The following is a 26,417-nucleotide window of genomic DNA, read 5'->3' on the forward strand; positions in this document are numbered from 1 at the left end:
GGCAGCCCCACTAGCAAAACTTCGGCACATCATAGATCTGCTACCGTTGCTACCTTCCGGTCCTGGCGGGGTTCACAGAGTACAATTGCGAAGCCACCAGCGGGGCTACCATTGCAAAACAGAGTATAGAGATTTTTAAAATAGTTGCAAGCCTTCTTCACAGTTTTAAGCAAGTTTATGTTTCAATTGATTAATTCATCAGCAAAAAGCCTTAAATTCCTATACTTCTCTCCCCTATATTCTTTCTTGTATCTAATTTTGGATAAAATATGCTTGAAGATTGTAAACTATTCTTGCATTTATATTGTTAGCTGTTTTAATTGCATTGACCAATTAAAATCTTAGATAGTTAAGTGAATAGTTTATATATTCCTTTTTTAAGTTGGCTTTTACATAAAATTATGGACCTATACTCATGCGATTGATGAAGCATTCTTTCTTATTTATTGCCTTAATGAGCACTACCTCTCTCTATGCCAACATTCCAATTGAGTCTCGCGGTTTAAGCCAAAGCGGTGGTAGCGCAACTAATTCTTCTTCTAATAATGTTTCGGTACCTAGTAATTTAAACTGGGAATTAATGCAAAAAAATCAACAATTAGAAAATGATATACGTACCCTACGTGGGCAGTTAGAAGAACAATCAAATGATATTGAACAATTGAAAAAAGATCTATCTAATCGCTACACAGACCTAGATCAACGCCTAGAACTCCTTAATCAGAAAGTTGATCCTGAAAGTGCACAATCAGATAATCCAGCGAACAGTGATACGCCTGCTACGGCAAGCACAGAAACTCCTGCAGTTGAAAATAAAGTAGTGAACGCTGCTCCAACAAGTACCCCTTCCACTACTCCTCCACCACAACCAGAAGCCTCTCAACCACCTTCACAAAACCAATCAAACCCTATAGAGCTTGAAAAGGCAGCTTACACTGTCGCTTTAGATGCCTATAAGCAAGGTGGCGCAAAAAAAGCGATTGCTCCAATGCAGAACTTTATCAAAAATCATCCTAATAGCGTCTATACTGGGAATGCCTATTTTTGGTTAGCTGAGTTTAATTTAGCAACTGATCCGGTGAATTATAATGAAGCTAAAAAGAACTACAATGTAGTAGCAACTCGATATCCAAATTCGAGTAAAGCTCCTCGCGCCCTTTATCAACTCTATAGCATTGCTAAAGATGTCGATAAAAATACAGCTTCAGCAAACCAATATAAAACTAAAATTTTAAGTCAGTATCCAAAATCTGAAGAAGCCAAATTTTTTAATAAATAATAATTTTAAGAAAAAAAAGACACTGCAAAATGCAGTGTCTTTTTTTTAATATATTTTCTTAACGCACAATACCACGTTCTGACTGTTCAACAGAGTCAATTAGTAATTGAGCTTCAGGAACATTCGGAAGAATATCATTTTTAATCTGCTCAACAGCTTGAACAGAAGTAAGACCTGATTTAAAAATTAATTTATAAGCCTCTCTGAGACCTTGAATTGTATTCTTGGACCAACCCTTTCTACGCATTCCTTCGATATTAATACCGAATGCATGAGCCGGGTTACCAGAAGCCATAACGTAAGCTGGCACATCTTTTAAAATTAGTGATGCTCCACCCACCATACTGTAAGAATCAATTTTACAGAATTGATGAATACCAGAATTACCACCAATAATGATGTGATCACCTATGTGTACGTGCCCAGCAACACCAACGTTATTCGCGAAGATATTGTGATCACCAACAATACAATCATGTGCAATATGTGTATTAACCATCAATAGGTTATGACTTCCTATTTTAGTTAAAGCATTATCTTGCACAGTTCCTCTATGTAAACTGCAATGTTCACGAATTAAATTATGATCACCAATCTCTAACCAGGTTTCTTCACCTTGATATTTCAAATCTTGGCAAACCTCACCAACACTTGCGAACTGGAAAATCTCATTATTTTGACCAATTTTGGTAAAACCACCCACTACTACATGAGAATGAAGTTTAGTACCCGCACCAATCGTCACATTTGGACCGATAACGCAATAAGGTCCTATCTGGACATCTGGAGCAATCACTGCAGATGGATCAATAATGGCCGTAGAATGAATTAAGTCGTGATTGCTCATGCCTGCTCTGTTTTTTGGTGTGAAATCATAATTTCAGCGGTTGTTGCTACAATACCATCCACGGTAGCCGTACAATTATATTTGTAGATACCGCGTTTTTGCATTACTAATTCAGATTTTAATACAAGTTGGTCACCAGCAACTACTTGTTTTTTAAATCTAACTCTTTCCGCACCAGCAAAAAGGAATAAAGAACCAGGTTTTGGCGTTTCATTGTTCATAATAAACCCTAGAACACCTGAAACTTGAGCTAATGCTTCAACAATTAGAACACCAGGCATAATTGGATATTCTGGGAAATGTCCCTGTAGGAACTCTTCATTGATAGAAACATTTTTATAACCAACAATACTATTGTCAGTAACTTCAGTCACACGATCAACCAATAAGAAAGGATAACGATGCGGCAAATATTGACGAATCGTTTGAATCTGCATTGGTAATTCAGGGATGGCAAATTTAGGTGTAGTTGACTCGGTCATAATATTCTATTTACGCAAATTAAAGGTTGATTCAAGAGACTCTATTTGAGCTTGTATATGATCAAGTCGTTTAGTGATTTGGGTCAATGGCACATCTGCTAATTGTCGCAAGCGTACAATTGTCTTTTTCCAATGGCTATTTTCAAATAATCCAATTCCCGAAGAGTAAGTACCAGGTTCAGAAATATTTTTTGTGACCATTGACATTCCGGTCAAAGTCACATTATCGGTAATAGAAAGGTGGCCTGATACACCGCAAGCCCCAGCTAGAATACAGTTTTTGCCAATTTTAACACTACCAGCAATTCCGCATTTAGCAGCGATAGCTGTATTTGAACCAATATGAACGTTATGTGCGATTTGCACAAGGTTATCAATAATTACCCCATCTTCCAAAATGGTGTTGTCGAGTGCACCTCGATCAATACTACAATTTGAACCAATGCGAACATCATTACCAATAACAACTGAACCCAATTGAGCAATACGATGCCACTTTCCTTGATATGGCGCAAAGCCGAAACCTTCACTACCAATTACAGTGCTTGCATGAACTCGCACACGATCAAATAATTTAGACCCACCAGTAATAGTGACATGAGCATCAATAAAACAATCTTTTCCAACTTCCACATTATCATCCAGTCGAGTATGAGACTGAATAATTGTGTTATCACCAACTACACAATTTTCGCCAATGACGACGTAATGACCAATATATGCTGTTTCAGAAATGATCGCAGAAGGATGAATTTGAGCAGTACTTTCTATACCCACCGATGTGATTTTTTTATCGAAAACATGCGTAAGTATGGCAAATGCTAAATATGGATTATCAACAATAATAAAATTTTGTTTGTCAGGAAGTTGTTCTTTAATAAGGCTTGTAACAATGTACGCACCCGCACGGCTAGCCTTTGCTTGATCAATATACTTTTCGCCATTCACGAAAGCAATTTGATGAGTTTCAGCATTTTCTAAACTTGCTAAGTTTATAAATTGAAGACTACCCGTACCTACTAACTCACCATTTACTAGGTGAGCTAGTTCATCTAAACGATAATGTTGCACTTTCATTAATTTATTTCATTGAATTAACCTTTTGTATCATTTTATCAGTTAAATCATATTTAGCGTCATAGGCAACAGTTGAATTTTTATTCAAAATGAAGTCAAGATTATTTTCTTTTCGTAATTGTTCAGCTGCTTGCTTCACACGAGTCTCAAAAGTTGAGTTCATTCCTTGCAAACTAGTTTGAACTTTAGACTGCAAACCTTGTTGAGTAGAATTAAATTCATTGAGTTTTGTTTGATATTGCGCCTGAAGCTTTTTAATGTCATCTTCTTTCATTTTTTGCCCTTGAGTTTGGGCTTGACGTTGAAGACCTTCTAATTCTTTACCCAACTGCTCAAGACGAGTTGTAGTTGGCTTAACCGATTGATTTAAACTTGCGTTTTGTTGTTTCAAATAAGCACTACTTTCAACAACTTTAGCAAGATCAATAACACCATAACCAGCAGCATTAGTCATAGCAGAAACTGTCAGACCTAGTCCTAACATTAATATATTTAATTTTTTCATTTAAGTTTGTGTCCTTATTTCATGTTTAGTCAAGTCGTACTTAGAAAGTACGACCGATTTCGAACTGAATCTCTTTGGTTTCATCACCAGGCTTATCATTTAGAGGGAATGCATAGCTAAGAGATAATGGTCCAATCATGGTAATCCATGTGAAGCCAACACCTACGCTATAACGCATATTGCCTAAGTCGAAACCATAGTTATCTTCACAGTATTTTTTAGCATCCGCAATTTGCTGACCATTCATAATCATAGAATAAGAACCAGTGTCACACTTGGTATCAAATACTTGACCGCCTTCAGCAAATAAAACTGGACGTACTTGACGGGTCCAATCTCCTTTGAAAGGTAATGGTAAAGCTAGCTCAGTACCAAATTGTACAAGAGCGTTACCACCTACTTCCTCTGGAGAAGAGTCATTTTTACCTTCTTCTTGTAAATTTACACTTGAATATTTCGGACCCAAGGTACTGTTATCATAGCCACGCACAGAACCATAACCACCTGCATAGAAGTTTTTATAGAACGGCAAATCATTACCATAGCCCAACTTACCATAGCCACGAAGTACAAAGCCTGTAGTACCAATAGGGAAAAATGCCTGAGCATCATAAGTTGCTTTTTGGTATTCAACATCACTACCCGGCAAACCAATTTCAAGGCCAACACGATGTGACATACCTGAAGTTGGGAAAATTGGTCTATTTAATGTGTTATATGACCAACCTAAATTCAGGTTATAGGTAAAGAACTCACCTTCAAACGCATTATCATAAGTTACTTCTGTAACCTTACATTTACCTGCCTCAGTATCATACTGTGAATTACCAGCAGCATCTGTTGGGCAATATGACCCCTTACCTGTTGCCTTACCACCGTTTGCCTTCAAGTAGTCACGAACATAGGTAGAAACAAAGGCACCTGTGGTTACTTTAGTATTATCAATACCGACTGAAGCACTTAAACTTTGATTTTCATCAATTGGATAACCAAAACTTAAACTACCACCGAAACTATCGGTAACGTAGTTATTAACGTTATAATCATCATTTAGCTTTGTTTTACGATAGTAAACGTTATAACCTCGGCTCACCCCATCAATTGTAAAGTAAGGGTCGGTAACACTTAAGTTATAGTAATCTTGAGTTTCAGAACGAGATAAATCGATCGCAACACGGTTACCCGTTCCCATAAAGTTAGTTTGGCTCAAACCTGCCTGGAATGTGATACCACCACTTTGTGAGTAACCTACCGCTAATGTTGTAGTTCCCGAGTGCTGTTCTTCAACATTTACGTTTAAATCCACCTGATCTGGTGAGTTTGGAATACGAGCTGGTTTAATATCAACAGTCTTGAAGAATCCTGTACGCTCTAAACGAACCTTCGATAAATCGATTTTTTCATTACTCGCCAAAGCGCCTTCCATTTGACGCATTTCACGACGTAATACTTCATCGGCAGTTTTACTGTTACCTGTAAAATTAATACGACGCACAGTAACTTGCTGACCTGGATTTACATAGTAATTTAAGTCAACAACACCTGTATCATTATTAATTTGTGGAACAATATTCACATCTGCAAAGTAATAACCAGCATTACCGTATTTACGCAATAATAATTGCTTAACGGCATTTACTTTTTCTTGCGAATAAGTGTCACCATCTTTATAGATTTTTAAAGCTTGTAACTCTTCAGGTTTATAAAGTGCATCACCTAAAAATTTGGTTTGTCCAAATTTAAATTGACTACCTTCCTCTACAGCAACTTCAATAAAGATGTTCTTCTTATCTTCACTAATATTAAGCTGTGAGTTATTGATATGAAAATTGATATAACCCTTATTCAGATACATCGCACGCAAAGCTTCAAGGCTCGCCGCCATTTTCTCTCTAGCATAACGGTCATTCCGAGTTACGATTGAAGCCCAACCGCTTTCTTTAACTGCAAAGGCTTGTTTAATTTCACTGTCTTTAAAAACAGTATTACCAATAATATTGATATTAAAAACTTTAGCCGCAGTACCTTCATTAAAATTTAATTTAAGTTCAACACGATTATTTGGACGAGCTATAGTATCAACAGTTACATCAGCATCATAACGGCCTTGCTGGGTATATTGCTGCTCTAATTCAGTTTCAATTGTTTGTAAAGCTGACTTCTTAAAAACTTCGCCTTCAGCAATGCCCATTTTTTTGAGACCTTGCTCTAAAGCCTCCTTAGGAATAAGTTTGTTACCCTTAAATTCAAGTTTTGAAATAATTGGGCGCTCTACGACATTAAAAACTAAAGTATCGTTGTCTCTTGATGCTTTAATATCGTCAAAAAGTCCAGTGGCATACAATGTTCGAATTGCTTCTGCGATCATCGGTTCATTAACGCGATCGCCACTGTTGATTGGCAACATGGTAGAAACATTTGCAGGAGTAAGACGGACCAAACCATCTACACGAATATCTCGAACGACGAAATCATCAGCTGCATATGCTTGTTGTACCGCTGCCATAGCGCTAACAAGTGCCAAAGGCATTAAAAAATGTGTGTGCCGCATGCCAGTTTTTCCAGTAAGTTATAAATCCATATACGTTTACAAACGCATAAAATCGTTAAATAAAGCTAAAAGCATCATACTACCGAGCAGTACCATACCAATTTTTAGACCAAACATTTGTATTTGTTCAGAAACAGGCTTACCACGAATAGCTTCAATAATGTAATAAACGAGATGTCCACCATCTAGCATTGGAATTGGCAATAAATTTAAAATTCCAAGACTTACACTCATTAAAGCCATAAATGAGATAAAAGTCTGCCATCCCATTTCTGCACTTTGTCCCGCTACTTTCGCGATTGTAATTGGTCCAGAAAGATTCTCTAAACCAATTAATCCCTTAACCATTTTTACTATTGAACTCAATATCATGCTAGAGATTTGACCAGTTTTATCTAGTGACATCTCGAAAGCTTGTATTGGAGTATATTGAATTGTTTGCTTATATTCGTCAGGAATTGTAATTTTTCCTGCATCACTTTTCACACCCAAAACACCACTCACTTGCCCCATGTTATCTCGTTTCCCTTGAGGCATAACTTGCAAATGGACTAATTGACTATTACGCAACACATCAATATTGAGTAATTTTTCTGGAGAATGTTGTACGACCTCGACAACATCAAACCAGTCTTTCATTGCTTGACCATTAATTGAAACAATACGATCACCTACTTTCATTCCTTGACGAATTGCAGCTCCATCTTGAGTCAATTCAGTAACAACAGCAGGAATAACAGGACGATATGGTAAAAAACCTAACACATCTAGGGCTGATTCATTCTGGTTTTTTAAGAAGTCCTTAATTGGTAAAACAATATTTTTTTCAGTACCTGCACGGTCTACATCAACATTTACACTACCAGTTTCACCTACACGATCAATCAAAGCAAAATTAAGTTTTTCCCAAGTTTGCGTTTCTTTTCCATCAACAGCAATAATCTTGTCACCGACTTGCATTTGTGCAGTTGCTGCTGGTGAGTTTGGTATAACTTTACCGACTCTAGTGTTCAGTTGTTCTTGTGCTGGTAAAAACAAGATCCAGAAAAGTAAGACAGCAAAAATCAGATTAATTAATGGACCAGCTGCAACAATTGCTATACGTTTCCATGGCTTTTGGCGGTTAAATGCATAAGGTAAATCTTGCTCTGCAACATTACCTTCACGCTCATCGAGCATTTTTACATAGCCGCCTAATGGTAAAGCTGAAAGTTGATATTTGATACCAGATTTTTTTGATGTCCACTTGAGTAATGTAGGCCCAAAACCAATCGAATACACTAAAACTTTAACACCTAGTTTTCGTGCTACCCAATAATGACCAAACTCATGAATTGCAATTAAAGGACCAAGTAAAAGAGCCGCTGCTGCAATCATAAATAATGCACTCATTTCAGCCTCCTATACTTGATATATATTGCTGTGCTACATGTCGTGCTATTTCATCTTTAGCTAAAATACACTCAATATTTTCAGCAACTGAATTTTCCAATTTTTGCAAAGTATGCTCTACCACTTGTGGGATATTTGTAAATCCAATCTGTTCCTTTAAAAATGCAGCAACAGCAACTTCATTTGCAGCATTTAAAATAGTAGGTGCCAAACCTCCCGCACGCATTGCATGACGAGCCAAATCAAGTGCTGGGAATTTCTGAATATCTGGCGCTTGGAAATTAAGTTGAGAATATTCAAACAAATCTAAAGCAGGAACACTCGTCTGTAAACGCTCAGGCCATGCTAAAGCATGTGCAATTGGCGTACACATATCTGGGTTACCCATTTGCGCCAACGTTGAACCATCCACATATTGCACCATAGAATGAATAATACTTTGTGGATGAACAACAACTGTAACAAAATGTTCAGATATTGAAAACAAATGACATGCCTCAATTAACTCTAATCCTTTGTTCATCAAAGTAGCTGAGTCAACTGAGATTTTCTGCCCCATAGACCAGTTGGGATGCTTACAAGCCTGTGCAGGAGTAACTTTTTCTAATTGTTCTAACGAATGGTTTAAAAATGGTCCACCTGAAGCGGTCAATAAGATTCTTGATACACCCTGTTGCGGTTGTCCATTTCTTTCAGCTTCTAAATAGTTATGAGGCAATGACTGAAAAATAGCGTTGTGTTCTGAATCTACCGGTAATAATAATGCCTGATGATCACGTGCTGCTTGCATCATGATTTCACCAGACATAACCAAAGCTTCTTTATTAGCAAGCAATACGCGTTTACCAGCTTTCACCGCAGCTAGAGTTGGCAACAAACCTGCAGCACCAACAATTGCAGCCATAACAATATCAACTTCTGGATGTGAAGCAATGCTTATCAGGCCTTCCTCACCAACCAAAATTTCAATATTTTGTAATTTATTATATGAAAATAGAGCTGTTAATTCGGCAACTTTCTGCTCAGGAACGACCACAACTTTTGGTTGGAAATGTTTGCAAATTTCAACCAACTCAGAAATTCGACTATGAGCTGAAACCGCAAACACTGAATACTTATCAGGATGTTGATTTAAAATTTTTAAGGTACTTTGACCAATGGAACCGGTTACACCTAATATGCAAACAGATTGTGTCATCTATAAATCTACACCAATAAGTTTTAATATATACATTCCCGTTGCAAAAATCGGGGCTGCAGCAAGTAAAGAATCAATACGATCTAACACACCACCATGACCTGGTAAAACACGACCAGAATCTTTAATACCGGCACGACGTTTAATCATTGATTCAAATAAGTCACCTAAAACTGAACCAAATACCGTAATTAACGACAATATAAGAAACAGAATTTGCTGAATTAAAGTTAAATTTAGATAATGATATTGCACAACCACCATTATTACTACGGTCGTAATAATACCACCATACAAACCTTCCACTGATTTATTAGGGCTTACAGTTGGAGCTAATTTTCTTTTTCCAAATTTACGACCAACAAAGTAAGCACCACTATCCGCGCCCCATACGAGCAAGAACAGATACATTAACCACCATGGTGAACTTTGCCATACTACAAAAATTGATGTTACTGCAGCACAGACTAAAATTATGCCAATCACATACAAGGTTGCATTATACCAGCCATCAAATTCAGGAAATGACTTAACCCAATATACACTGACAATCCAAGTTAAAATTGAAGCAGACCACAAAAGTAATGCAATATCGTGGAAAAATAGGGCGACACCTGAAACAAATGCAACAAGCAGACCGTAACACCAAGCTTTAGGTTTTACAGCATTTGCAGTTTCGCGAGGCATTAATTTATACCACTCATACCCCGCTACCCCTGCTGCAACAATCATAAGAACCAACATTGGATAATGTGATTGCGTAGCAAACATACAGCCTAAAACAACTGCAACAAGTACCAATGCGGTAACAATCCGCTCTAACATTATAAATTCTCTATTTTCTCTTGCTGAATTTGTTCAGATGTTTTGCCAAAACGACGTTCACGCCCTGAAAAAACATTCAATGCATGATCGAACTCTTTTACTGTAAATTCTGGCCATAACGCTTCGGTAAAATACAGTTCCGCATAAGCTGCTTGCCACAACAAGAAATTAGATATGCGATAATCTCCACCTGTGCGGATTAACAAGTCCACAGCTGGCAGATCGTTTAGACTGACATATTTTTCGAACAAATCAACATTTATTTGATCAGCACTAAATTCACCACGGGAAACGGCCTCTGCAACCTGTTTTGCTGCATTAGCAATGTCCCACATCCCACCATAGCTTATTGCAATGGTTAAGGTCATAGTGTCATGGTGTGCTGTTTGTTGCTCTGCATCTTCCATTAAGGCAACTAAGTGTGAGGATAATCGAGAACGATCACCGATAAAACGCAAAGCAATATTAAATTTCTTCATGCGAGGTATTTGCTCATGAATACTTTCTTCCAGAAGCTTCATAAGCAGATCGACTTCATACTGCGGTCGATTCCAATTTTCACTTGAAAATGCAAAAACAGTTAAAGCACGAATACCAGTTTTTTTACAATGTTCAACGATAGGATCAAGAACATTTTTACCTTCCCGATGCCCATCACCTTTTTGCATTTGATTTTTTTTTGCAAAGCGGTTGTTGCCATCCATAATGATGGCAACATGCTTGGGAAGATGATACTCTTCAGAATCGGTCATAAAAATTAGACCTTCATCAATTCTGCTTCTTTCGCTGCAAGACGCTTGTCTACTTCTGCAACATATTTGTCAGTAATTTTCTGAATATCATCACCTGCACGGCGCTCATCATCTTCAGAAATTTCTTTTTCCTTCAATAATGCTTTGATATCACCTAAAACATCACGACGAATATTACGAATTGCAACTTTTGCATTTTCAGCTTCATTACGTGCAACTTTTTGCATATCACGACGTGTTTCTTCAGTTAATGCTGGTAAAGGCACACGAATTGCATCTGCTGTAATCGGGTTTAAACCAAGATCACTTTCACGGATTGCCTTATCAATAGCTGAAACCATTGTACGCTCAAATGGCTGAACAATAAGTGTACGAGAGTCTTCAATACCCACGTTTGCTACTTGATTTAATGGCACATCAGAACCGTAGTAAGGAACCATCACACCATTTAAGATTGATGGGTGCGCACGGCCGGTACGAACTTTAGCAAACCCGAGTTCTAAAGACTCTAGAGTTTTTAACATACGCTGTTCGCTGTCTTTTTTCAGATCGTTAATCATATGATCTACCTTACTTATTTATTCAAAGATATATTTAACAAATTTAATTTAGCGCTAGTATAAAGAGCTTTCGGTAACACGTACATTACTTAGTAACGCGCGTTCCTTCTTTTTCACCCATCACTACCGACAATAATGCACCTGATTTATTCATATCAAAAACTTGCAATGGCACATTATGGTCACGACATAAGCAAATAGCAGTCAAATCCATAACACCAAGTTTTTCATCTAACACCTGATCAAAAGTTAAATGATCGTATTTAACAGCATCATCATATTTACTTGGATCTTTATTATAAACGCCATCAACTTTAGTCGCTTTTAAAATCAAATTCGCTTCAATTTCAATACCGCGTAAACATGCTGCTGTATCTGTTGTGAAAAATGGATTTCCTGTACCCGCAACGAAAACACAAACTTCACCTTGACTCAAATGACGAATCGCATCACGACTTGAGTAAGACTCTACCACTGTGCCAATTGGCAATGCAGACATAAGACGAGTTCTGATGTTACGGCGAACTAGAGCATCACGCATAGCTAAGCCATTCATTACAGTTGCAAGCATACCCATTTGATCGCCTGTTACACGACCAACCAAGCCATCTTTTTGCAACTGACTACCGCGGTACAAATTACCGCCACCCACAACGATACCCACTTGCACACCCAAACCAACCAAGTGCGCAATTGAAAGTGACATATGATCTAAAACTTGGGCATCAATACCCATATCTTTATTACCTGACAATGCCTCACCAGATAATTTTAATAGAATACGTGAATAACGTGGGCTAATTGTTTCCGCCATGACTTTGCTCCAAAACCTCTTAAACTGAATGCTCTTTAAATATATTTCGATTAAACCGATTTAATTTTAATTAACTTTGCAAATAAATCGTATTCATCTGCATCGGTAATTTCGACTTCCAATATATCGCCCGGTTGAATAGTGCTCTTATCGATATCTTCTACAAACACATTACCGTCAATTTCCGGAGCATCGGCATAAGAACGTGCAACGGCAACAGGATATTCGTCTTCTAAACCATCGACTAATACAGTCATCGTTTGACCAATACGTTTTTGTAATTTGGCAGCAGATATTTGCTGCTGCACTTGCATAAAGCGCTCGTAACGCTCTTGCTTAATTTCTTCTGGCACATGATCGGGTAAATCATTTGCCGTAGCGCCTTCTACTGGTGAATAGGTAAAGCAGCCTACGCGATCAAGTTGAGCTTCAACTAACCAATCTAACAAAATCTGGAAGTCTTCTTCAGTTTCGCCTGGAAAACCAACCACAAAAGTAGAACGGATCACAAGATCAGGGCATTTTTCACGCCACAACTTAATTTTTTCTAGTGTATTTTCACTATGTGCCGGACGCTTCATTAATTTAAGAACGCGTGGACTTGCATGTTGGAAAGGAATATCAAGATATGGCAAGATTTTACCTTGAGCCATTAAATCTATAACTGCATCAACATGTGGATATGGGTATACATAATGTAGACGCACCCAAATACCCAATTGGCCGAGTGCTTCACACATATCGAAGAATTTTGTCTTAACAGGCTGACCATTCCAGAAGTCAAGTTTGTACTTGGTGTCTACGCCATAAGCCGATGTATCTTGCGAAATAACCAAGATTTCTTTAACACCCGCTCTTTTAAGTGCCGCAGCTTCTTCCAATACACTACCAACTGGACGAGAAACCAAGTCACCACGCATGCTTGGGATAATACAGAAGGTACAACGATGGTTACATCCTTCAGATATTTTTAAGTAGGCATAATGCTTTGGTGTTAAGCGAATTCCTTGTTCAGGAACCAAATCAATAAACGGATTGTGTTTAGGTGGTGCTGGTACATATTCATGTACAGCTTCCATCACATCTTGATAAGCTGCTGCACCAGTAACCTTTAAAACGTTCGGATGCATTTGACGAATTTTATCTTCGTCTTTACCTAAGCATCCTGTAACGATTACTCGACCATTTTCACTCATGGCCTCGCCAATTGCATCTAGCGACTCTTGTACCGCAGATTCAATAAAACCACAGGTATTAACAACTACTAAATCAGCACCATCATAATCTGATGCAACTTGATAACCTTCAGTCTTTAACTGAGTTAAAATTCGTTCAGAATCTACCAATGCCTTAGGACAACCTAAAGAAACAAAACCGACTTTGGGGGTCTTCATGAATCTGCGCTCCACTTGAATGCGCGTATTGTATGTCTTTTCTTGTCTCAAGCATAGGTGGAAAGGCTACTCTTTGTGTAATGCACCAAAATACAACCAACATTTGCACCAAAACTCACCTTTGCACCAATTTAGATCATGTTATTATCTAGACTAAAGCTATTTGTTTTGATCAAAAGATATAAAGAACGATTTCAGCGCGTTTTTAAGTACCTTAAAACTTTAAAATAACCCATAAACAAAGTTGGCGTATATTTTGCATCGTTCATGTTCTATAACGGTGAAAATCCGATAACCAATGAAGATGCCATTGCGCTATTTTAAGACAGGAACGATTCGCTAATGGATCAACACAACCCTATCGACTATCGCCTATTGGTAGACAATTTAACTACTGCGATTTTATTAATCGATAGTAACTTGAATATTTTTTATTTAAATTCAGCCTGCGAAGCATTATTTGACATTAGTTTGCTTCGTGCTTCAGGACAGCCTGTTTTAAATTTACTTCATGCGCCAGATGATACTTTTAATACACATGAAGCTTTATTAAACACCATAAAAACCGGACAGCCTTATACGCGTCGAGAAGCTGTCATTAATGTCAACTTTAAAGACCTACATGTTGATTACACAGTTTCTCAATTAAATGCAGGTAAAAGCTATCATCCATTATTGTTGATTGAGCTCAACCCAATTGACCGCATGTTAAAGATTTCAAAGGAAGAAAATCTTGTTCAACAACATCAGGTTGCTAGACAGCTTGTCCGTGGCGTTGCTCATGAAATTAAAAACCCACTTGCAGGTATTCGGGGAGCAACCCAGTTACTCGCTCGCAGTTTAAATGATAAGACTTATGCTGAATTCACCGATGTCATCATTAATGAAGTAGATCGTTTAACCAACTTGGCTGACACCATGTTAGGTTCTAGACAATTACCAAGCTATGAAAATGTTAACGTACACGAACCTTTAGAACGTGTACGCTCGCTCATTGCGAACCAGACAAAGAAAAAAATTAAAATTATACGTGACTATGATTTGTCTTTACCTGATGTGAATGCCGATCGTGATCAGTTAATCCAAGTCATGCTCAACATTAGTGTAAATGCAATTCAAGCCATAACAGAGAATAAAGCATTCTTTATCGATCATGAACCAGAGCTAATTCTACGTACTCGCATTCAACGACTTGTCACAATTAATGGTGTGCTGAATCGATCTACCGTGCGGGTTGATATTGAAGACAATGGGCCAGGTATACCTGAGAGTATTTTAGAGTCCGTATTTTACCCATTGGTTACCGGACGAGCAAAAGGTACTGGGCTTGGCCTGAGTATTGCACAGAATATTATGCATCAACATAACGGAATGATTGAATGCCAATCTGTTCCTGGAAAAACTATTTTTAGCTTATATTTACCTTGGGAGTCAGACCGTGTCGCGAAATAAAATATGGGTTATTGATGATGATCGCGCCATGCGATGGGTATTGGAAAAGACCTTTAAAGAAGAAGGCTTTGACGTTACCAATTTTGAAGAAGCTCAAACTGCACTTGAACGTTTGCATCATGATGCTCCCGATGTCATCTTAACTGACATTCGAATGCCTGGAATTGATGGTTTAACTTTTTTATCTAAAGTCAAAAACACTCATCCTGATTTACCTGTCATTATTATGACAGCACATTCTGACTTAGAGTCTGCTGTATCAAGTTATCAAACAGGTGCATTTGAGTATTTACCAAAGCCATTTGATATTGATGAAGCTTTAGCTTTAGTCAATCGTGCAATTCTGCATATCAATAAACTACAACAACAAGAAGCTACAAAAACAGCTTCACCACTTCAATCAACAGAAATTATTGGTGAATCTCCTGCCATGCAAGAGGTTTTCCGTGCTATTGGTCGTTTATCTCAATCTCATATTACTGTTTTAATTAATGGTGAATCTGGTACAGGTAAAGAATTAGTTGCACATGCTTTACACAAGCACTCACCACGCCGTGCGAAGCCTTTTATTGCATTAAATATGGCAGCAATTCCAAAAGACTTGATTGAAACCGAGTTATTTGGTCATGAGAAAGGTGCATTTACAGGTGCAAACACTCAACATCAAGGTCGCTTTGAGCAAGCAAATGGTGGAACACTATTCCTCGATGAAATTGGCGACATGCCATTTGAAACACAGACTCGACTACTTCGTGTGCTCGCCGACGGTGAATTTTATCGTGTAGGCGGACATATTCCAGTTAAAGTTGATGTTCGAATTGTGGCAGCAACGCATCAGGACTTAGAAAAACTGGTGAATGAAGGCCGATTCCGTGAAGACTTATATCACCGTTTAAATGTAATTCGTATTCACATTCCTAAACTTGCTCATCGTAGCGAAGATATACCAATGCTGGCACAGCATTTTCTCGCACGTGCCGGTAAAGAACTTGGCGTGAGTCCAAAAATCTTACGCACTGAAACAACGGACTATATGCAACAGTTACCGTGGCCCGGCAATGTTCGACAACTTGAAAACACATGTCGCTGGTTAACTGTGATGATCACTGGACGTGAAGTTTATCCAGAAGATTTACCTTCTGAACTTAAACAAGTTCCACTGCAAAAGAACAGTGATGCTGGGCAACCTACCCCTTCATTTGAACGCATTTCTCTACACCATTGGGATGAGTTACTAAATCAATGGGCAATTCAAAAGCTTAAGAATGGTGAAATGAAGATTTTGGATATTGCTACACCAATGTTTGAACGCACCTTAATTAACGCTGCTTTACAACAAACACGTGGACGCAAACGTCACGCAGCAGAATTATTAGGCTGGGGCCGCAACACCTTAACTCGCAAGTTAAAAGAACTTGGAATGGATTCTGCAGACGATGATGAAGAAGATGAACATAAGGTTAGCCAAACCGAGGCCTAAAAAACTTAGTGCCTAAAATAAAGCGGCTAAGACATTCTTAGCCGCTTTATTTTTTATTAAATTCAAAATTGAACATCAGGTTACATCATTAGATCATTTCAAAATTCACTCTAAGTTTATATTTTCTATTCTTTTATTTTTTTAAATTTCTACTTACTGTTCAGCAGATGATCTAAAAAAATAGCGATGACCATCCTTAAAGATAGTTTTGCTATACTAAACAAGCAAAGTTAACTGTTGTTATGAAATTTTATGCATGATTCCGTCCTTGAGTCACATCATTCAGTATGTGAGAAGCCCCAAACACGCAGAGGTATAGAACGTCGCCTAGCTCTTTTGCTAAGCGCAACCGAGCTGTTTCTGGATAAAGGATATGAAGCCGTTTCTCTTGATGACATTGTTAATCATGCCGGTGGTTCAAAAGCGTCTATTTATAAATATTTTGGCAATAAAGATGGTTTATTTACCGCAATTTGCGATTATCGCCGTGAAATGTTTTTTAAAGATATTTGTGTACCATTTCAACCCTCCCAAACATCTTTACGCAACTATTTAATTCAAACACTCATTCGCTTTTATACTCATATTATTCAACCCGAACATATCGCTTTTTTACGGTTGGTTATCGAACAAACACAATGCAATGCAACTTTGAGCAAATACTTATATGAAAAATGTGCTCAAGATGTGCAAAACACAATTGCTCAGGCACTTCTAATTTCCCATCAAACTGAAGAAATTCTTTGCACATCTCCAGATTATTCCTCACTCATGTATTTTGGAATTTTACGTGACATAGAATGGCGCATGATTATGGGAATGCCCCTACCACCCACTGAGGAAGAAGTAATTGATTATATTAACTATTGTGTTGATGTTTTCTTAAAGGGTCATCATAAAGTCTAATTCTTTTGCATTTTAAAATGCTTATAGTATAGTAGACTTCTTTTTTCCCACATCCACCCAGCCAACAACAGATAATTGTTGTTTTTCATAACAATTATTATGGAGTAGCTACATGGCTCTAAGACATTTCCTGACTTTACGTGATCTATCCACTCTAGAACTTAATCGCATTTTAGAACGCGCAAGCGAACTTAAAAAAATGCAGCATGACAATCAGGTCTACCAACCTTTTGTCGGTAAAGTATTGGGAATGATTTTTGAGAAATCAAGCACGCGTACACGTATCTCTTTTGAAGCAGGCATTAATCAATTTGGTGGTAGCGCGATTTTCCTATCACCTCGCGACACACAATTAGGCCGCGGCGAACCAATTGAAGATTCAGCACGTGTAATTTCTAGTATGCTTGATATTGTGATGATTCGTACTTTCGGTCATGACATTGTTGAACGTTTTGCATCGTATTCAAAAGTTCCTGTGATTAACGGTTTGACAGATGACCATCATCCTTGCCAGTTACTTGCAGATTTACAGACTTATAATGAACATCGCGGTAGCATTAAAGGTAAAACCGTTGCTTGGATTGGTGATGGCAATAATATGTGTAACTCATATATTGAAGCTGCACACATGATGGGCTTTAAACTTAAGATTGCATCTCCGAAAGGATATGAGCCTAAACCTGAATTTTTAGCAGAGTTTGGTCATTGTGTTGAAGTTTTTGACAACGCAGAAGATGCTGCTGTAAATGCTGACCTGATTGTGACAGATGTATGGGCAAGCATGGGACAAGAAGAAGAACAAAAGCTTCGTGAAAGAGCTTTTGCTGCTTTTCAAGTCAATGAAAAATTAATGGGACTTGCTCATCCTGAATGTTTATTTATGCACTGCTTACCTGCTCATCGTGGCGAAGAAATTTCTGAAACTATGCTTGATCATAAAAATGCAGTGGTATGGGATGAAGCAGAAAATCGTCTTCATGCTCAGAAAGCTTTAGTAGAATTTTTATTGAATGAAAATCTAAAACCATAATTATTTAGACAAAAAAACAGCATCTTTATGATGCTGTTTTTTTATTTTATAAAACTTGTACTTTTCCAGTTAATTATTTTTAAAGTTTTGATAACATTGTCGAATATATAAGCAGGCTGTATTTCAACTATTCCCTAGAATCGTGTATAACATTCTACACAATAAGCTAAGCCTACTCTCGTAGAGTGCGATCATGACTACCCTTGAACAATCATTATCTCAAATTCCCGCATTTTCAATTATTCATGAACATTTATTTAGTTCAGCACAGCCTTCTGCTGAACAACTGAAACTAATTAAAGAATATGGTTGTAGTACAGTCATTAATCTCGCTTTAAGTAACGCACCAAATCATATTGAAAATGAAGATCGTATTTGTTTAGACCTCGGTTTAAATTACATCCATATTCCAATTGACTGGGAAACTCCATCGGCCGAGCAATGTTTATTGGTACTCGACCTTATTGATCATTTAGTCCAGAATGAAATTGTCTGGATTCACTGTTCTAAAAACGATCGCTCTAGTTGCCTAATGTATGTCTATAGACAGTTTTATATGAATATGGACATGCCTACTTCTCAAGATTTACTTCATGAAATTTGGGAACCCAATGAAACTTGGACAGGACTTATTCATAGTATTACCTTACAGCTACAAGGCCGTAAGGCAACTCTTGAGCTTCAGCAGTCTTTGCAACAAGCCGATCACTTGGTGTGATGAGAGACTAAAACAGTTGCTGTAGCTAAAATCCCTTCTTGACGACCGGTAAACCCAAGTTTTTCGGTTGTCGTTGCTTTAATACTGATTTGATTAACATCTACATTTAAAACATCAGCAATACTTTGACGCATTTCCAAATTATGTTTAGCTAATTTTGGACGCTCACAAGCCACCGTAATATCAGCATTATTTAACTGATAACCGCGATCTAAGATTAACTGGTAAACATGTTTTAATAGTACTCGACTGTCAGCACCCTTAAATTCTGGGTCAGTGTCAGGAAAATGTTGCCCTATATCTCCAAGTGCCAAAGTACCTAACAAAGCATCACATAAAGCATGGAGTACAACATCACCATCAGAGTGTGCTTTCAAGCCATGCGTATGTGGAATTTGAATGCCAGCCAATGTAACGAAGTTCCCCTCTTCAAAGGCATGCACATCCATTCCTTGTCCAATACGAATTTGAGCAACCATATAACTATTACCTTCCATAAAAACTTAAGAAATCTTGTATTCAGCCTTTCTGTTTCGCTATAGTACACCTAGCAAAGTAGACTGAAAGTATAAGCGATCATGCTGTCTAATACTGATATGAATCAATTGAAAAGATTAAGTTTTGCCGTGACACTGAGTTGTTTATGTTCATCTCATGTTTTTGCAGAACCAATAGACTGTTCCAATCGTGGAGCTGAGCTTAAAATCTGTTCAAAAACATTTAGTGAATCGAGAAAGCAACTCAATAATAAATATCTTTCTGCATATTTAGTTACTGATGCTCCCTTACAGCTTTTGCAGGATACACAAAAGTTATGGTCTAAACATACTCAGCAATGCAAGAGTAATTCATGTTTTCAACAACAGTTTGATTTACGAACTGACGACCTAAATTTTTATGCATCACTTAAGCAAACGCTTACCCAACATTATCTTAAGTTTGAGAATGGACATCTAGCAGCACAGCCTGTTCACATTCAGGTCCATCAGCTCGCAAAGGATAAAATCAAAATTGAAGGAATAGCATACCGAAATCCAAATAACCGTAAAGAAACTCAAACAATTTCTTTGATGGCCTATAGTTCACCTGAACAAAAAAATGAAATTTTAGACAATGAGCACAACTGCAAATATCAGTTTAATTTTCAAAAAGCTTTACTGAATGTGAAAACCCAGCAAAAAGGCTGTGAGCGTTTTAGCGGAATCTACCGATTATATGATTAGTGCGTTAAATAAAAGCCAGTGTTTAAACACTGGCTTTTTACTTTCTAGATCGGATATTTTTGAGCAATATCCTGACCAACTAAAACAGCAGTTGCCGCAGACAAAGTCCACCCTAAGTGCCCATGTCCTGTATTATAAAAAATACGAGGCTGTCTAGATTGCTTCACCACTGGCAGCATATTAGGCATCATGGGTCTTAACCCAGCCCAAGGTACGACATGCTCAGTTGAAATATCAAAGTTACGGTTTACCCAATTTACCAAAGGTTGAATACGATCAGCCCGTATATCGCGGTTGTAACCATTAAATTCAGCTGTTCCCGCCACGCGCAACCGATCTTTACCTAAACGAGAAGTCACAATTTTAGCGCTCTCATCTAGTAAACTAACCCACGGTGCATTCTTTACACTTTGCTCATCTTTTAATTGCACGGTAATTGAATACCCTTTTACTGGGTAGACATTTACTCGCTCCCCAATCATATCGGCGAGTTGATAACTTCCTACCCCACCGCAAACTACAAGCACATCCCCCTCGATCTGAATACTATCGGATTCAACAAGATAAGGATGCTCTGCACTTGGCTGACAACTTACGATCACTTTGTCTGGATGACACTTAATATCTGTAACTTCCAGACCGAATTTATACTCAACACCGTATTGTTTAGTCTTTTCAGCCAAAGAGGTTGAATATTTATGAATATCCCCCGTTGCATCACTTGGTGTGTAATAACCACCAAAATATTCACCTGTTAATGATGGTTCTATGGTTTTCATCTCATCAGGTGAAACTGAATAGCGCTCTAATGTACCTTTATTCAATACATTGTTTACTTGTTTAGCAATCTCGTAGTCAGCCTTACTATGATACATATGGAGAATTCCACGTTTCTCCAAATCAAACTCGAGCTGCTCTTTTTCAGCAACCTCAAATAAACGCTTACGAGCAAGTAATGCCAAACGGACCGTCTCAATCGTGTTTGCTTCATAGTTTTTAATATGGGATAAAAACTCAACTAGCCAGCTATATTTATGCAAACTAAATGAAGGATTCAGCAGTAGCGGTGCGTCTTTTTGTCTCATCCACTTAAAGCCTTTAACTACAGTGGCTTTTTGGTTCCATACTTCGGCATTACAAGCCGATAATTGCCCTCCATTGGCAAATGATGTTTCCATTGCAGGATATAGATGTCGATCAATCACTGTGACTTGATAACCCAGTTGCGATAATTCATAAGCAGAGGTAACCCCTGTGATTCCCGCACCTATCACAATAACATGTGGCATAACAGACTCCTCAGAAATGCAAAACATTTCATCAGTACAGCCCATCTGTCATTGGTACCTGAGAGTTTCGACCCCAACGTTACCTTTTAACGTTTAGATCTTCCCCTTCGGTGAGTTTATAATTTATAAGTTATTATTTTCAATTCTTATAAATCTAAGCTTCTCTCCAGATTTTTTAATTATTACAGTCCTTCTGCCTGAGAGTTTCCGGGCTTGTTGCTCCTTCGGCGGGTTCTTTCGAACCTCTCTCCCGCAATAATTTTGTATTTATATAAGCAATGTATCTGCCACTTTAGAAAAAACGCATTCTTTTCTTGTAAACTTTTGTACCAGCAATTATCAAGTTATAAGCCATTAATTTAATTATAAAAATAAAAAAGGTGAATTTTTATAAATTCACCTTTTGTGTTTAATTAGAATTTTCCATTGAGCACTGGGTCTGAAACTGTACCCTTCCATTGCTCACGCAGGGTTGGTAAATAAAATTTCTCACCAATAGTGACCAATTCTGCATCAATTAATGCGTGAACTTCGTGCATAAAAATATAATCAAGAGCAACCAAAGAGAGCTGATGATTTTTTTGTGCTGTTTTCTTACGTTTCGCTTGAGCTTGTTTCACTAACTCATTCGCAAAGTTTTTATCTTTATAAGCCGTAATTGCATTTAAACGGAGTTCAATAACACCCCATCCAGCCAATAGCTTTTTAAAGACATCAAAATCTTCTGAAGTTGATTCCCATGTTACATTTTCTAAATCATTATCGTCAGGTAAAACTGGCAATAACAGGTCACCTGTACTTGGGAAAATCTTTTTAAGATTTAACAGAAACTTAACAGGCTGATCACCGGGATAATCATTAAATTGCACATGTTGTTGAGTATCTGTCAAATAAATAGAGAGCATTCAAAAATCCTTAGCTAAGCTTCTGTTTTCAATCACTTTATCTTCAGTTTTGCAAAATAAATGCAAAACAAAAACAATATAAAAACAGGACAAGGTGGGCATTTTAACAATTATGACAGCTTATTCAACGCTAATTCGCCATTAATTAGTGAAACTTATACCCTCTTGATAAAAAGCCCTCCGAAAAGAGCTCTTTGTTGATACAAGTTCAATTCTTGCTATCACTAAAAACCGACCAACCTAGTCATCAAAAGATTTTCTTATACTTTATTGATACAGCTAATAAGACTTTTTGAATAAAGTTGTCGGTTCATTTCTAAATTAAATTTGAGAAATGAGCTCTTCCGTCGTTTTTAACTTAGCAAAAGCATTACTTAAAATTTGGTTATGATGATCAATTGCTTGCTGAGCATTTAAAGCTGCTGAATCAGTTGTGGTGTGGCCATCTGAAATTAATATCAATTTATATCCGTACTCAGAAGCAGCCCTAACAGTAGTATCAATGCAATACTCAGTTTTCATGCCAGTAATGATGAGTTCATCAACACCCAGTTTCTCTAACACTTCTTTTAAAACAGTATTTTTAAAACCACTCGGGTACATTTTTTCAATGACTATATCTTTATGTGGATTAAAAGCTAACTCTGTGATTAGCTGAGTGTTCGGTCCACTTGGATCTAATGGTGTGCCTATCTCACCAACATGCCGAATAAAGATAATTGGTCTATCATTTAAGCGGTAATATTCAATAAGACTAAGAATATTTGAAAGTACGAGTTGAGCATTATGTGGCTTAGATTGGCTGTTAAATAGGCCATTTTGCATATCAATGACCAGTAAAGCCGATTTTGAATTGCTATTGAGTTTTTCCATCATTTCTCTCTGTAAGAACCAATAATGAACAGAGAAAAATTAACCCAGCCATTATTGGCCGGGTTTAGTCATCTTATTAAGTCACTTTAATAAAAATCACACACAGCCTTCTTTAGAGGTCGTGGTGGTGGTGATTTTATTCAATAAACAGTTCATTTGTTTTAACTGCCCAAAATTAAAGCTTAAATAACCATACCATAGCTTTTTCAATAAAAACAAAACTTTTTAGCTTTTATTGTATGAAATATCTTTTAAGCATACCTAGTTCTTAAAGAAATACTTCATCATAAAAACTAATTTATTTAACTGAAAGTAAGTATTCGTATGCAGTTTTTTCATTACTCTCTAATTTAATGACTGCATCAGTTTCATCATTCAAAGTAAGGTTAAATACCTTCTCACCATCATAAGAAATTTGATGACCCATACGAAATTCTGAATCAATTGACTCAAGAATAATAAAATTTCCTTCTATATTCGAAGCGATATAGTAAGTATTGTTCCGATGAACATATCTAATTGTATACATCACTGTTTAAATTCCATCTAAAAAATTATGTTTTTTCTTAATTAATGAAAAAGCCTGCTTTCTCTTTTCACCTAAAAATAAGCCTAACGAAAAAGTTGCTTAAAACTAGAATTGGAAAGATACATACAGTCATTTTCCAATTTGATAACACCTAAACTCCATCAATATAAATCGAATTAAAAATAAAATAATTCAAATATTTAAAACCAAAAAACATATAAATTTATGCTGATTTGAAAAGATCCCCCCTTCTTTTGATTTCTAACACCAATCATTTAGCGCTAAACTTATATACAGATATTACAGAAATACTTAACAATAAAAAACCCCGCCATTAGTCGATATCTAATCAGTTTTTTATACTGCCATATGTCCAATAAAATTAACTCTCGAATGAATTAACTAGTATTTAAATTAATCTTTACACTTAACTTTTAAAACAGCTGCTTTGGTATTCACTGGAATAAGCATCCTCGAATTATAAACACTATTATGATTTACGATTTTGTTATTAATATCCAACTCATCAAAACCCTTATCTTTACATATTTCTTCTGCTTTACTGATTAACTTTGCCCTCAAGGCTTCTCTTGAACCAAATGCATTACTTTGAGCCTGAAGTTGATAAACCCCAGGATTTACCTCAGCGACAGTAGGTGGAAACATTTGTAGACAACCCGACAAGGTACAAGTTATTACTGCTAAAACAAATATTGATTTAGTCTTTTTCATTTATTTAAACTTAAAATAAAATAACGTAGCAAAAATAAAGTCTAGATATGACATTTATATTTCAAGATATAAAAAAAGCCTACTTTTTCAAGTAGGCCTTCCCCTTATGATTTTTTGCGCTGATCATTCAGGACTTTTGTTGTACTTAGCAACTCGCGGATATTACAGAAGTATTTAAGAATAAAAAAGCCCATTCGGAGAGATTATTTACTATTTGGTGAAACCATTTTTTCAGGTTTAACCACTTCATCAAATTGCTCTGCTGTAACTAAACCAAGCTCAACAGCAACCTGCTTCAAAGTTTTATTTTCCTTATAGGCAGTCTTGGCAACTTTTGCAGAATTTTCATATCCAATCACTGGGTTTAAAGCAGTAACCAACATGAGAGAGTTGTGCAAGAAGTGATCAATTTTATCCTGATTAGGCTCAATTCCTACCGCACAGTGATCATTAAAACTATTACAAGCATCACCAAGCAATTGAATAGACTGCAATAAGTTATAAGCAATCACAGGCATAAATACGTTTAATTCAAAGTTACCTGAAGCACCAGCCACATTAATGGTCGTATCATTTCCCAGCACTTGCGCAACAACCATGGTCATTGCTTCACTTTGTGTTGGGTTTACTTTACCCGGCATAATGCTTGAGCCAGGTTCATTTTCTGGAATACGGATTTCACCGAAACCACAACGTGGACCACTGGCCAACCAACGAATATCATTCGCAATTTTATTTAAACTAACTGCAAGCGTTTTTAATGCACCAGAAGCAAAAACAGCAGCATCACGTCCTGCAAGCGCTTCAAATTTGTTTGGAGCAGTCACAAATGGTAAACCTGTAAGCAAAGCAAGTTGAGCAGCTGCCTTCACTGCATAGTCAGGATGTGCATTTAGCCCTGTTCCTACCGCTGTACCACCCAATGGTAATTCATATAAACCTGTCAACGCCTGTTGTAAACGAACTAATCCATGCTCAAGCTGAGACACATACCCACTAAATTCTTGACCTAGTGTTAATGGAGTTGCGTCTTGTAAATGGGTACGACCAATTTTAACAATGGACTGAAACTCATCTGATTTTTTTTGCAAAGTCGCTTTAAGCTGTTCTACAGCAGGAATAAGCAATTCATTAATTTGCAAACTTGCAGCAACATGGATTGCTGTTGGAAATGAATCGTTCGTTGATTGAGCACGGTTGACATGATCATTTGGATGCACAGGTTTTTGTGCACCCAACGCTTGACCTAATTTTTGGTTGGCAATATTAGCAATCACTTCATTACAGTTCATGTTACTTTGCGTACCAGAACCCGTCTGCCAGACCACTAAAGGAAACTGTGAATCCCATTTACCATCGATGACTTCTTCAGCCGCACCCACAATATATTGGCTCAAATCTTGTGGTAACTGTTCAAGTTCAGCATTAGTTATTGCAGCAGCCTTTTTCACCAGCCCCATTGCTCGAATCATGGCACGGGGTAATCGTTCTTGCCCGATTTTAAAGTTCTGTAAGCTGCGTTGAGTCTGTGCCCCCCACAATGCTTCATTTGGAACTTCAATCTCACCCATAGTGTCATGTTCAATTCGTGTTTGCATAGAAAC

26 protein-coding genes, 1 other RNA gene and 1 riboswitch are annotated in these 26,417 nt (G+C 37.3%); of the genes, 7 read left to right on the top strand and 20 right to left on the bottom strand.

Features of this window, described 5'->3' with window-relative positions:
• Positions 1-5: 5 nt before the first annotated feature.
• Positions 6-102: signal recognition particle sRNA small type (gene ffs / locus ACS125_RS14760), an RNA gene on the bottom strand.
• Positions 103-415: 313 nt separating this feature from the next.
• Here ffs and ACS125_RS14765 point away from each other — a divergent pair.
• The gene (locus ACS125_RS14765; protein ID WP_111854123.1) at positions 416-1,279 is read left to right on the top strand and encodes a YbgF trimerization domain-containing protein; all 864 of its coding nucleotides are present in this window, start codon (positions 416-418) and stop codon (positions 1,277-1,279) included.
• Between the two features lie 58 nt (positions 1,280-1,337).
• Here ACS125_RS14765 and lpxA read toward each other — a convergent pair whose 3' ends face one another.
• From lpxA to rimO, 12 genes are all read right to left on the bottom strand, one after another.
• Complete coding sequence (lpxA, locus tag ACS125_RS14770; protein ID WP_003652175.1) at positions 1,338-2,126, bottom strand: acyl-ACP--UDP-N-acetylglucosamine O-acyltransferase; 789 nt, start codon at positions 2,124-2,126, stop codon at positions 1,338-1,340.
• Positions 2,123-2,608, bottom strand: coding sequence for a 3-hydroxyacyl-ACP dehydratase FabZ (gene fabZ / locus ACS125_RS14775; protein ID WP_003652176.1), 486 nt, complete (start codon positions 2,606-2,608; stop codon positions 2,123-2,125). The genes lpxA and fabZ overlap by 4 nt, the downstream gene beginning before the upstream one ends.
• Positions 2,609-2,614: 6 nt before the next feature.
• Positions 2,615-3,685 (bottom strand): UDP-3-O-(3-hydroxymyristoyl)glucosamine N-acyltransferase, encoded by a 1,071-nt coding sequence (gene lpxD / locus ACS125_RS14780; RefSeq protein WP_049836884.1) that lies wholly within the window; start codon positions 3,683-3,685, stop codon positions 2,615-2,617.
• A gap of 4 nt (positions 3,686-3,689) precedes the next feature.
• The gene (locus ACS125_RS14785) at positions 3,690-4,190 is read right to left on the bottom strand and encodes an OmpH family outer membrane protein (protein ID WP_004643108.1); all 501 of its coding nucleotides are present in this window, start codon (positions 4,188-4,190) and stop codon (positions 3,690-3,692) included.
• A gap of 40 nt (positions 4,191-4,230) precedes the next feature.
• Positions 4,231-6,741, bottom strand: a complete 2,511-nt coding sequence (bamA, locus tag ACS125_RS14790; protein WP_443272973.1) for an outer membrane protein assembly factor BamA — start codon at positions 6,739-6,741, stop codon at positions 4,231-4,233.
• A gap of 36 nt (positions 6,742-6,777) precedes the next feature.
• Positions 6,778-8,133: an RIP metalloprotease RseP gene (gene rseP, locus ACS125_RS14795; RefSeq protein ID WP_144734646.1), complete on the bottom strand. Its 1,356-nt coding sequence runs from the start codon at positions 8,131-8,133 to the stop codon at positions 6,778-6,780.
• Position 8,134: 1 nt separating this feature from the next.
• Positions 8,135-9,331, bottom strand: coding sequence for a 1-deoxy-D-xylulose-5-phosphate reductoisomerase (gene ispC / locus ACS125_RS14800; protein ID WP_174765174.1), 1,197 nt, complete (start codon positions 9,329-9,331; stop codon positions 8,135-8,137).
• A complete protein-coding gene (locus ACS125_RS14805; protein WP_004791856.1) occupies positions 9,332-10,156 on the bottom strand; it encodes a phosphatidate cytidylyltransferase in 825 nt (274 codons plus the stop codon). It lies immediately after the preceding gene.
• Entirely contained in the window at positions 10,156-10,908 is a 753-nt protein-coding gene (gene uppS / locus ACS125_RS14810) for a polyprenyl diphosphate synthase (protein ID WP_004791854.1), read from the bottom strand. The genes ACS125_RS14805 and uppS overlap by 1 nt, the downstream gene beginning before the upstream one ends.
• A 5-nt stretch (positions 10,909-10,913) precedes the next feature.
• Positions 10,914-11,468 (bottom strand): ribosome recycling factor, encoded by a 555-nt coding sequence (gene frr, locus ACS125_RS14815; protein ID WP_004791853.1) that lies wholly within the window; start codon positions 11,466-11,468, stop codon positions 10,914-10,916.
• A gap of 85 nt (positions 11,469-11,553) precedes the next feature.
• Entirely contained in the window at positions 11,554-12,282 is a 729-nt protein-coding gene (gene pyrH / locus ACS125_RS14820; RefSeq protein WP_004791851.1) for a UMP kinase, read from the bottom strand.
• Positions 12,283-12,332: 50 nt separating this feature from the next.
• A complete protein-coding gene (gene rimO, locus ACS125_RS14825) occupies positions 12,333-13,676 on the bottom strand; it encodes a 30S ribosomal protein S12 methylthiotransferase RimO (protein ID WP_004791849.1) in 1,344 nt (447 codons plus the stop codon).
• A 342-nt stretch (positions 13,677-14,018) separates the two neighbouring features.
• Here rimO and glnL point away from each other — a divergent pair, with 342 nt between their 5' ends.
• From glnL to ACS125_RS14850, 5 genes are all read left to right on the top strand, one after another.
• On the top strand, positions 14,019-15,128 hold the full coding sequence (glnL, locus tag ACS125_RS14830; protein WP_004791847.1) for a nitrogen regulation protein NR(II): 1,110 nt from the start codon (positions 14,019-14,021) through the stop codon (positions 15,126-15,128).
• Positions 15,115-16,608 carry a nitrogen regulation protein NR(I) gene (glnG, locus tag ACS125_RS14835; protein WP_174728712.1) on the top strand — a complete coding sequence of 498 codons (1,494 nt, stop codon included), beginning with the start codon at positions 15,115-15,117 and terminating at the stop codon, positions 16,606-16,608. Before glnL ends, glnG begins: the two co-directional genes overlap by 14 nt.
• A gap of 252 nt (positions 16,609-16,860) precedes the next feature.
• The gene (locus ACS125_RS14840) at positions 16,861-17,514 is read left to right on the top strand and encodes a TetR/AcrR family transcriptional regulator (protein WP_151963020.1); all 654 of its coding nucleotides are present in this window, start codon (positions 16,861-16,863) and stop codon (positions 17,512-17,514) included.
• 112 nt (positions 17,515-17,626) lie between these two features.
• On the top strand, positions 17,627-18,544 hold the full coding sequence (gene argF / locus ACS125_RS14845; RefSeq protein WP_151963021.1) for an ornithine carbamoyltransferase: 918 nt from the start codon (positions 17,627-17,629) through the stop codon (positions 18,542-18,544).
• A 193-nt stretch (positions 18,545-18,737) separates the two neighbouring features.
• On the top strand, positions 18,738-19,262 hold the full coding sequence (locus tag ACS125_RS14850; RefSeq protein ID WP_004791839.1) for a protein tyrosine phosphatase family protein: 525 nt from the start codon (positions 18,738-18,740) through the stop codon (positions 19,260-19,262).
• Here ACS125_RS14850 and ispF read toward each other — a convergent pair.
• Positions 19,250-19,741 (bottom strand): 2-C-methyl-D-erythritol 2,4-cyclodiphosphate synthase, encoded by a 492-nt coding sequence (ispF, locus tag ACS125_RS14855; RefSeq protein ID WP_004791837.1) that lies wholly within the window; start codon positions 19,739-19,741, stop codon positions 19,250-19,252. The two genes, ACS125_RS14850 and ispF, sit on opposite strands and share 13 nt — an antisense overlap.
• 99 nt (positions 19,742-19,840) lie before the next feature.
• Here ispF and ACS125_RS14860 point away from each other — a divergent pair, with 99 nt between their 5' ends.
• Positions 19,841-20,485 (top strand): A1S_1983 family putative colistin resistance protein, encoded by a 645-nt coding sequence (locus tag ACS125_RS14860; RefSeq protein WP_199944479.1) that lies wholly within the window; start codon positions 19,841-19,843, stop codon positions 20,483-20,485.
• Between the two features lie 44 nt (positions 20,486-20,529).
• Here ACS125_RS14860 and ACS125_RS14865 read toward each other — a convergent pair whose 3' ends face one another.
• The 6 genes from ACS125_RS14865 to fumC all read right to left on the bottom strand — a co-directional run bounded on the left by ACS125_RS14865 (position 20,530) and on the right by fumC (position 26,411).
• Entirely contained in the window at positions 20,530-21,774 is a 1,245-nt protein-coding gene (locus ACS125_RS14865) for a D-amino acid dehydrogenase (RefSeq protein WP_013197482.1), read from the bottom strand.
• Between the two features lie 175 nt (positions 21,775-21,949).
• Positions 21,950-22,037, bottom strand: a riboswitch (glycine riboswitch).
• 150 nt (positions 22,038-22,187) lie between these two features.
• Positions 22,188-22,679 carry a hypothetical protein gene (locus ACS125_RS14870; RefSeq protein ID WP_004791829.1) on the bottom strand — a complete coding sequence of 164 codons (492 nt, stop codon included), beginning with the start codon at positions 22,677-22,679 and terminating at the stop codon, positions 22,188-22,190.
• A 321-nt stretch (positions 22,680-23,000) separates the two neighbouring features.
• On the bottom strand, positions 23,001-23,552 hold the full coding sequence (locus ACS125_RS14875; protein ID WP_004791827.1) for a cysteine hydrolase family protein: 552 nt from the start codon (positions 23,550-23,552) through the stop codon (positions 23,001-23,003).
• Positions 23,553-23,850: 298 nt separating this feature from the next.
• Positions 23,851-24,081 (bottom strand): hypothetical protein, encoded by a 231-nt coding sequence (locus ACS125_RS14880; protein WP_004791826.1) that lies wholly within the window; start codon positions 24,079-24,081, stop codon positions 23,851-23,853.
• A 414-nt stretch (positions 24,082-24,495) separates the two neighbouring features.
• Complete coding sequence (locus ACS125_RS14885; protein ID WP_238611554.1) at positions 24,496-24,813, bottom strand: hypothetical protein; 318 nt, start codon at positions 24,811-24,813, stop codon at positions 24,496-24,498.
• 203 nt (positions 24,814-25,016) lie between these two features.
• Complete coding sequence (gene fumC / locus ACS125_RS14890; protein WP_004791824.1) at positions 25,017-26,411, bottom strand: class II fumarate hydratase; 1,395 nt, start codon at positions 26,409-26,411, stop codon at positions 25,017-25,019.
• Positions 26,412-26,417 lie beyond the last annotated feature (6 nt).

The sequence above is a fragment of the Acinetobacter sp. PFS20 genome, from assembly GCF_052261015.1.
Lineage (GTDB): Bacteria > Pseudomonadota > Gammaproteobacteria > Pseudomonadales > Moraxellaceae > Acinetobacter.

Coding starts and splice junctions, on each gene's coding strand:
- ispC (WP_174765174.1), bottom strand. CDS start 9,331: ATGACACAATCTGTTTGCATATTAGGTGTAACCGGTTCCATTGGTCAA.
- ACS125_RS14805 (WP_004791856.1), bottom strand. CDS start 10,156: ATGTTAGAGCGGATTGTTACCGCATTGGTACTTGTTGCAGTTGTTTTA.
- frr (WP_004791853.1), bottom strand. CDS start 11,468: ATGATTAACGATCTGAAAAAAGACAGCGAACAGCGTATGTTAAAAACT.
- ACS125_RS14765 (WP_111854123.1), top strand. CDS start 416: ATGCGATTGATGAAGCATTCTTTCTTATTTATTGCCTTAATGAGCACT.
- ispF (WP_004791837.1), bottom strand. CDS start 19,741: ATGGTTGCTCAAATTCGTATTGGACAAGGAATGGATGTGCATGCCTTT.
- glnL (WP_004791847.1), top strand. CDS start 14,019: ATGGATCAACACAACCCTATCGACTATCGCCTATTGGTAGACAATTTA.
- ACS125_RS14860 (WP_199944479.1), top strand. CDS start 19,841: ATGCTGTCTAATACTGATATGAATCAATTGAAAAGATTAAGTTTTGCC.
- argF (WP_151963021.1), top strand. CDS start 17,627: ATGGCTCTAAGACATTTCCTGACTTTACGTGATCTATCCACTCTAGAA.
- lpxA (WP_003652175.1), bottom strand. CDS start 2,126: ATGAGCAATCACGACTTAATTCATTCTACGGCCATTATTGATCCATCT.
- ACS125_RS14850 (WP_004791839.1), top strand. CDS start 18,738: ATGACTACCCTTGAACAATCATTATCTCAAATTCCCGCATTTTCAATT.
- ACS125_RS14885 (WP_238611554.1), bottom strand. CDS start 24,813: ATGAAAAAGACTAAATCAATATTTGTTTTAGCAGTAATAACTTGTACC.
- ACS125_RS14880 (WP_004791826.1), bottom strand. CDS start 24,081: ATGTATACAATTAGATATGTTCATCGGAACAATACTTACTATATCGCT.
- ACS125_RS14840 (WP_151963020.1), top strand. CDS start 16,861: ATGCATGATTCCGTCCTTGAGTCACATCATTCAGTATGTGAGAAGCCC.
- lpxD (WP_049836884.1), bottom strand. CDS start 3,685: ATGAAAGTGCAACATTATCGTTTAGATGAACTAGCTCACCTAGTAAAT.
- bamA (WP_443272973.1), bottom strand. CDS start 6,741: ATGCGGCACACACATTTTTTAATGCCTTTGGCACTTGTTAGCGCTATG.
- ACS125_RS14875 (WP_004791827.1), bottom strand. CDS start 23,552: ATGGAAAAACTCAATAGCAATTCAAAATCGGCTTTACTGGTCATTGAT.
- uppS (WP_004791854.1), bottom strand. CDS start 10,908: ATGACCGATTCTGAAGAGTATCATCTTCCCAAGCATGTTGCCATCATT.
- rimO (WP_004791849.1), bottom strand. CDS start 13,676: ATGAAGACCCCCAAAGTCGGTTTTGTTTCTTTAGGTTGTCCTAAGGCA.
- ACS125_RS14785 (WP_004643108.1), bottom strand. CDS start 4,190: ATGAAAAAATTAAATATATTAATGTTAGGACTAGGTCTGACAGTTTCT.
- fumC (WP_004791824.1), bottom strand. CDS start 26,411: ATGCAAACACGAATTGAACATGACACTATGGGTGAGATTGAAGTTCCA.
- fabZ (WP_003652176.1), bottom strand. CDS start 2,608: ATGACCGAGTCAACTACACCTAAATTTGCCATCCCTGAATTACCAATG.
- rseP (WP_144734646.1), bottom strand. CDS start 8,133: ATGAGTGCATTATTTATGATTGCAGCAGCGGCTCTTTTACTTGGTCCT.
- ACS125_RS14865 (WP_013197482.1), bottom strand. CDS start 21,774: ATGCCACATGTTATTGTGATAGGTGCGGGAATCACAGGGGTTACCTCT.
- ACS125_RS14870 (WP_004791829.1), bottom strand. CDS start 22,679: ATGCTCTCTATTTATTTGACAGATACTCAACAACATGTGCAATTTAAT.
- pyrH (WP_004791851.1), bottom strand. CDS start 12,282: ATGGCGGAAACAATTAGCCCACGTTATTCACGTATTCTATTAAAATTA.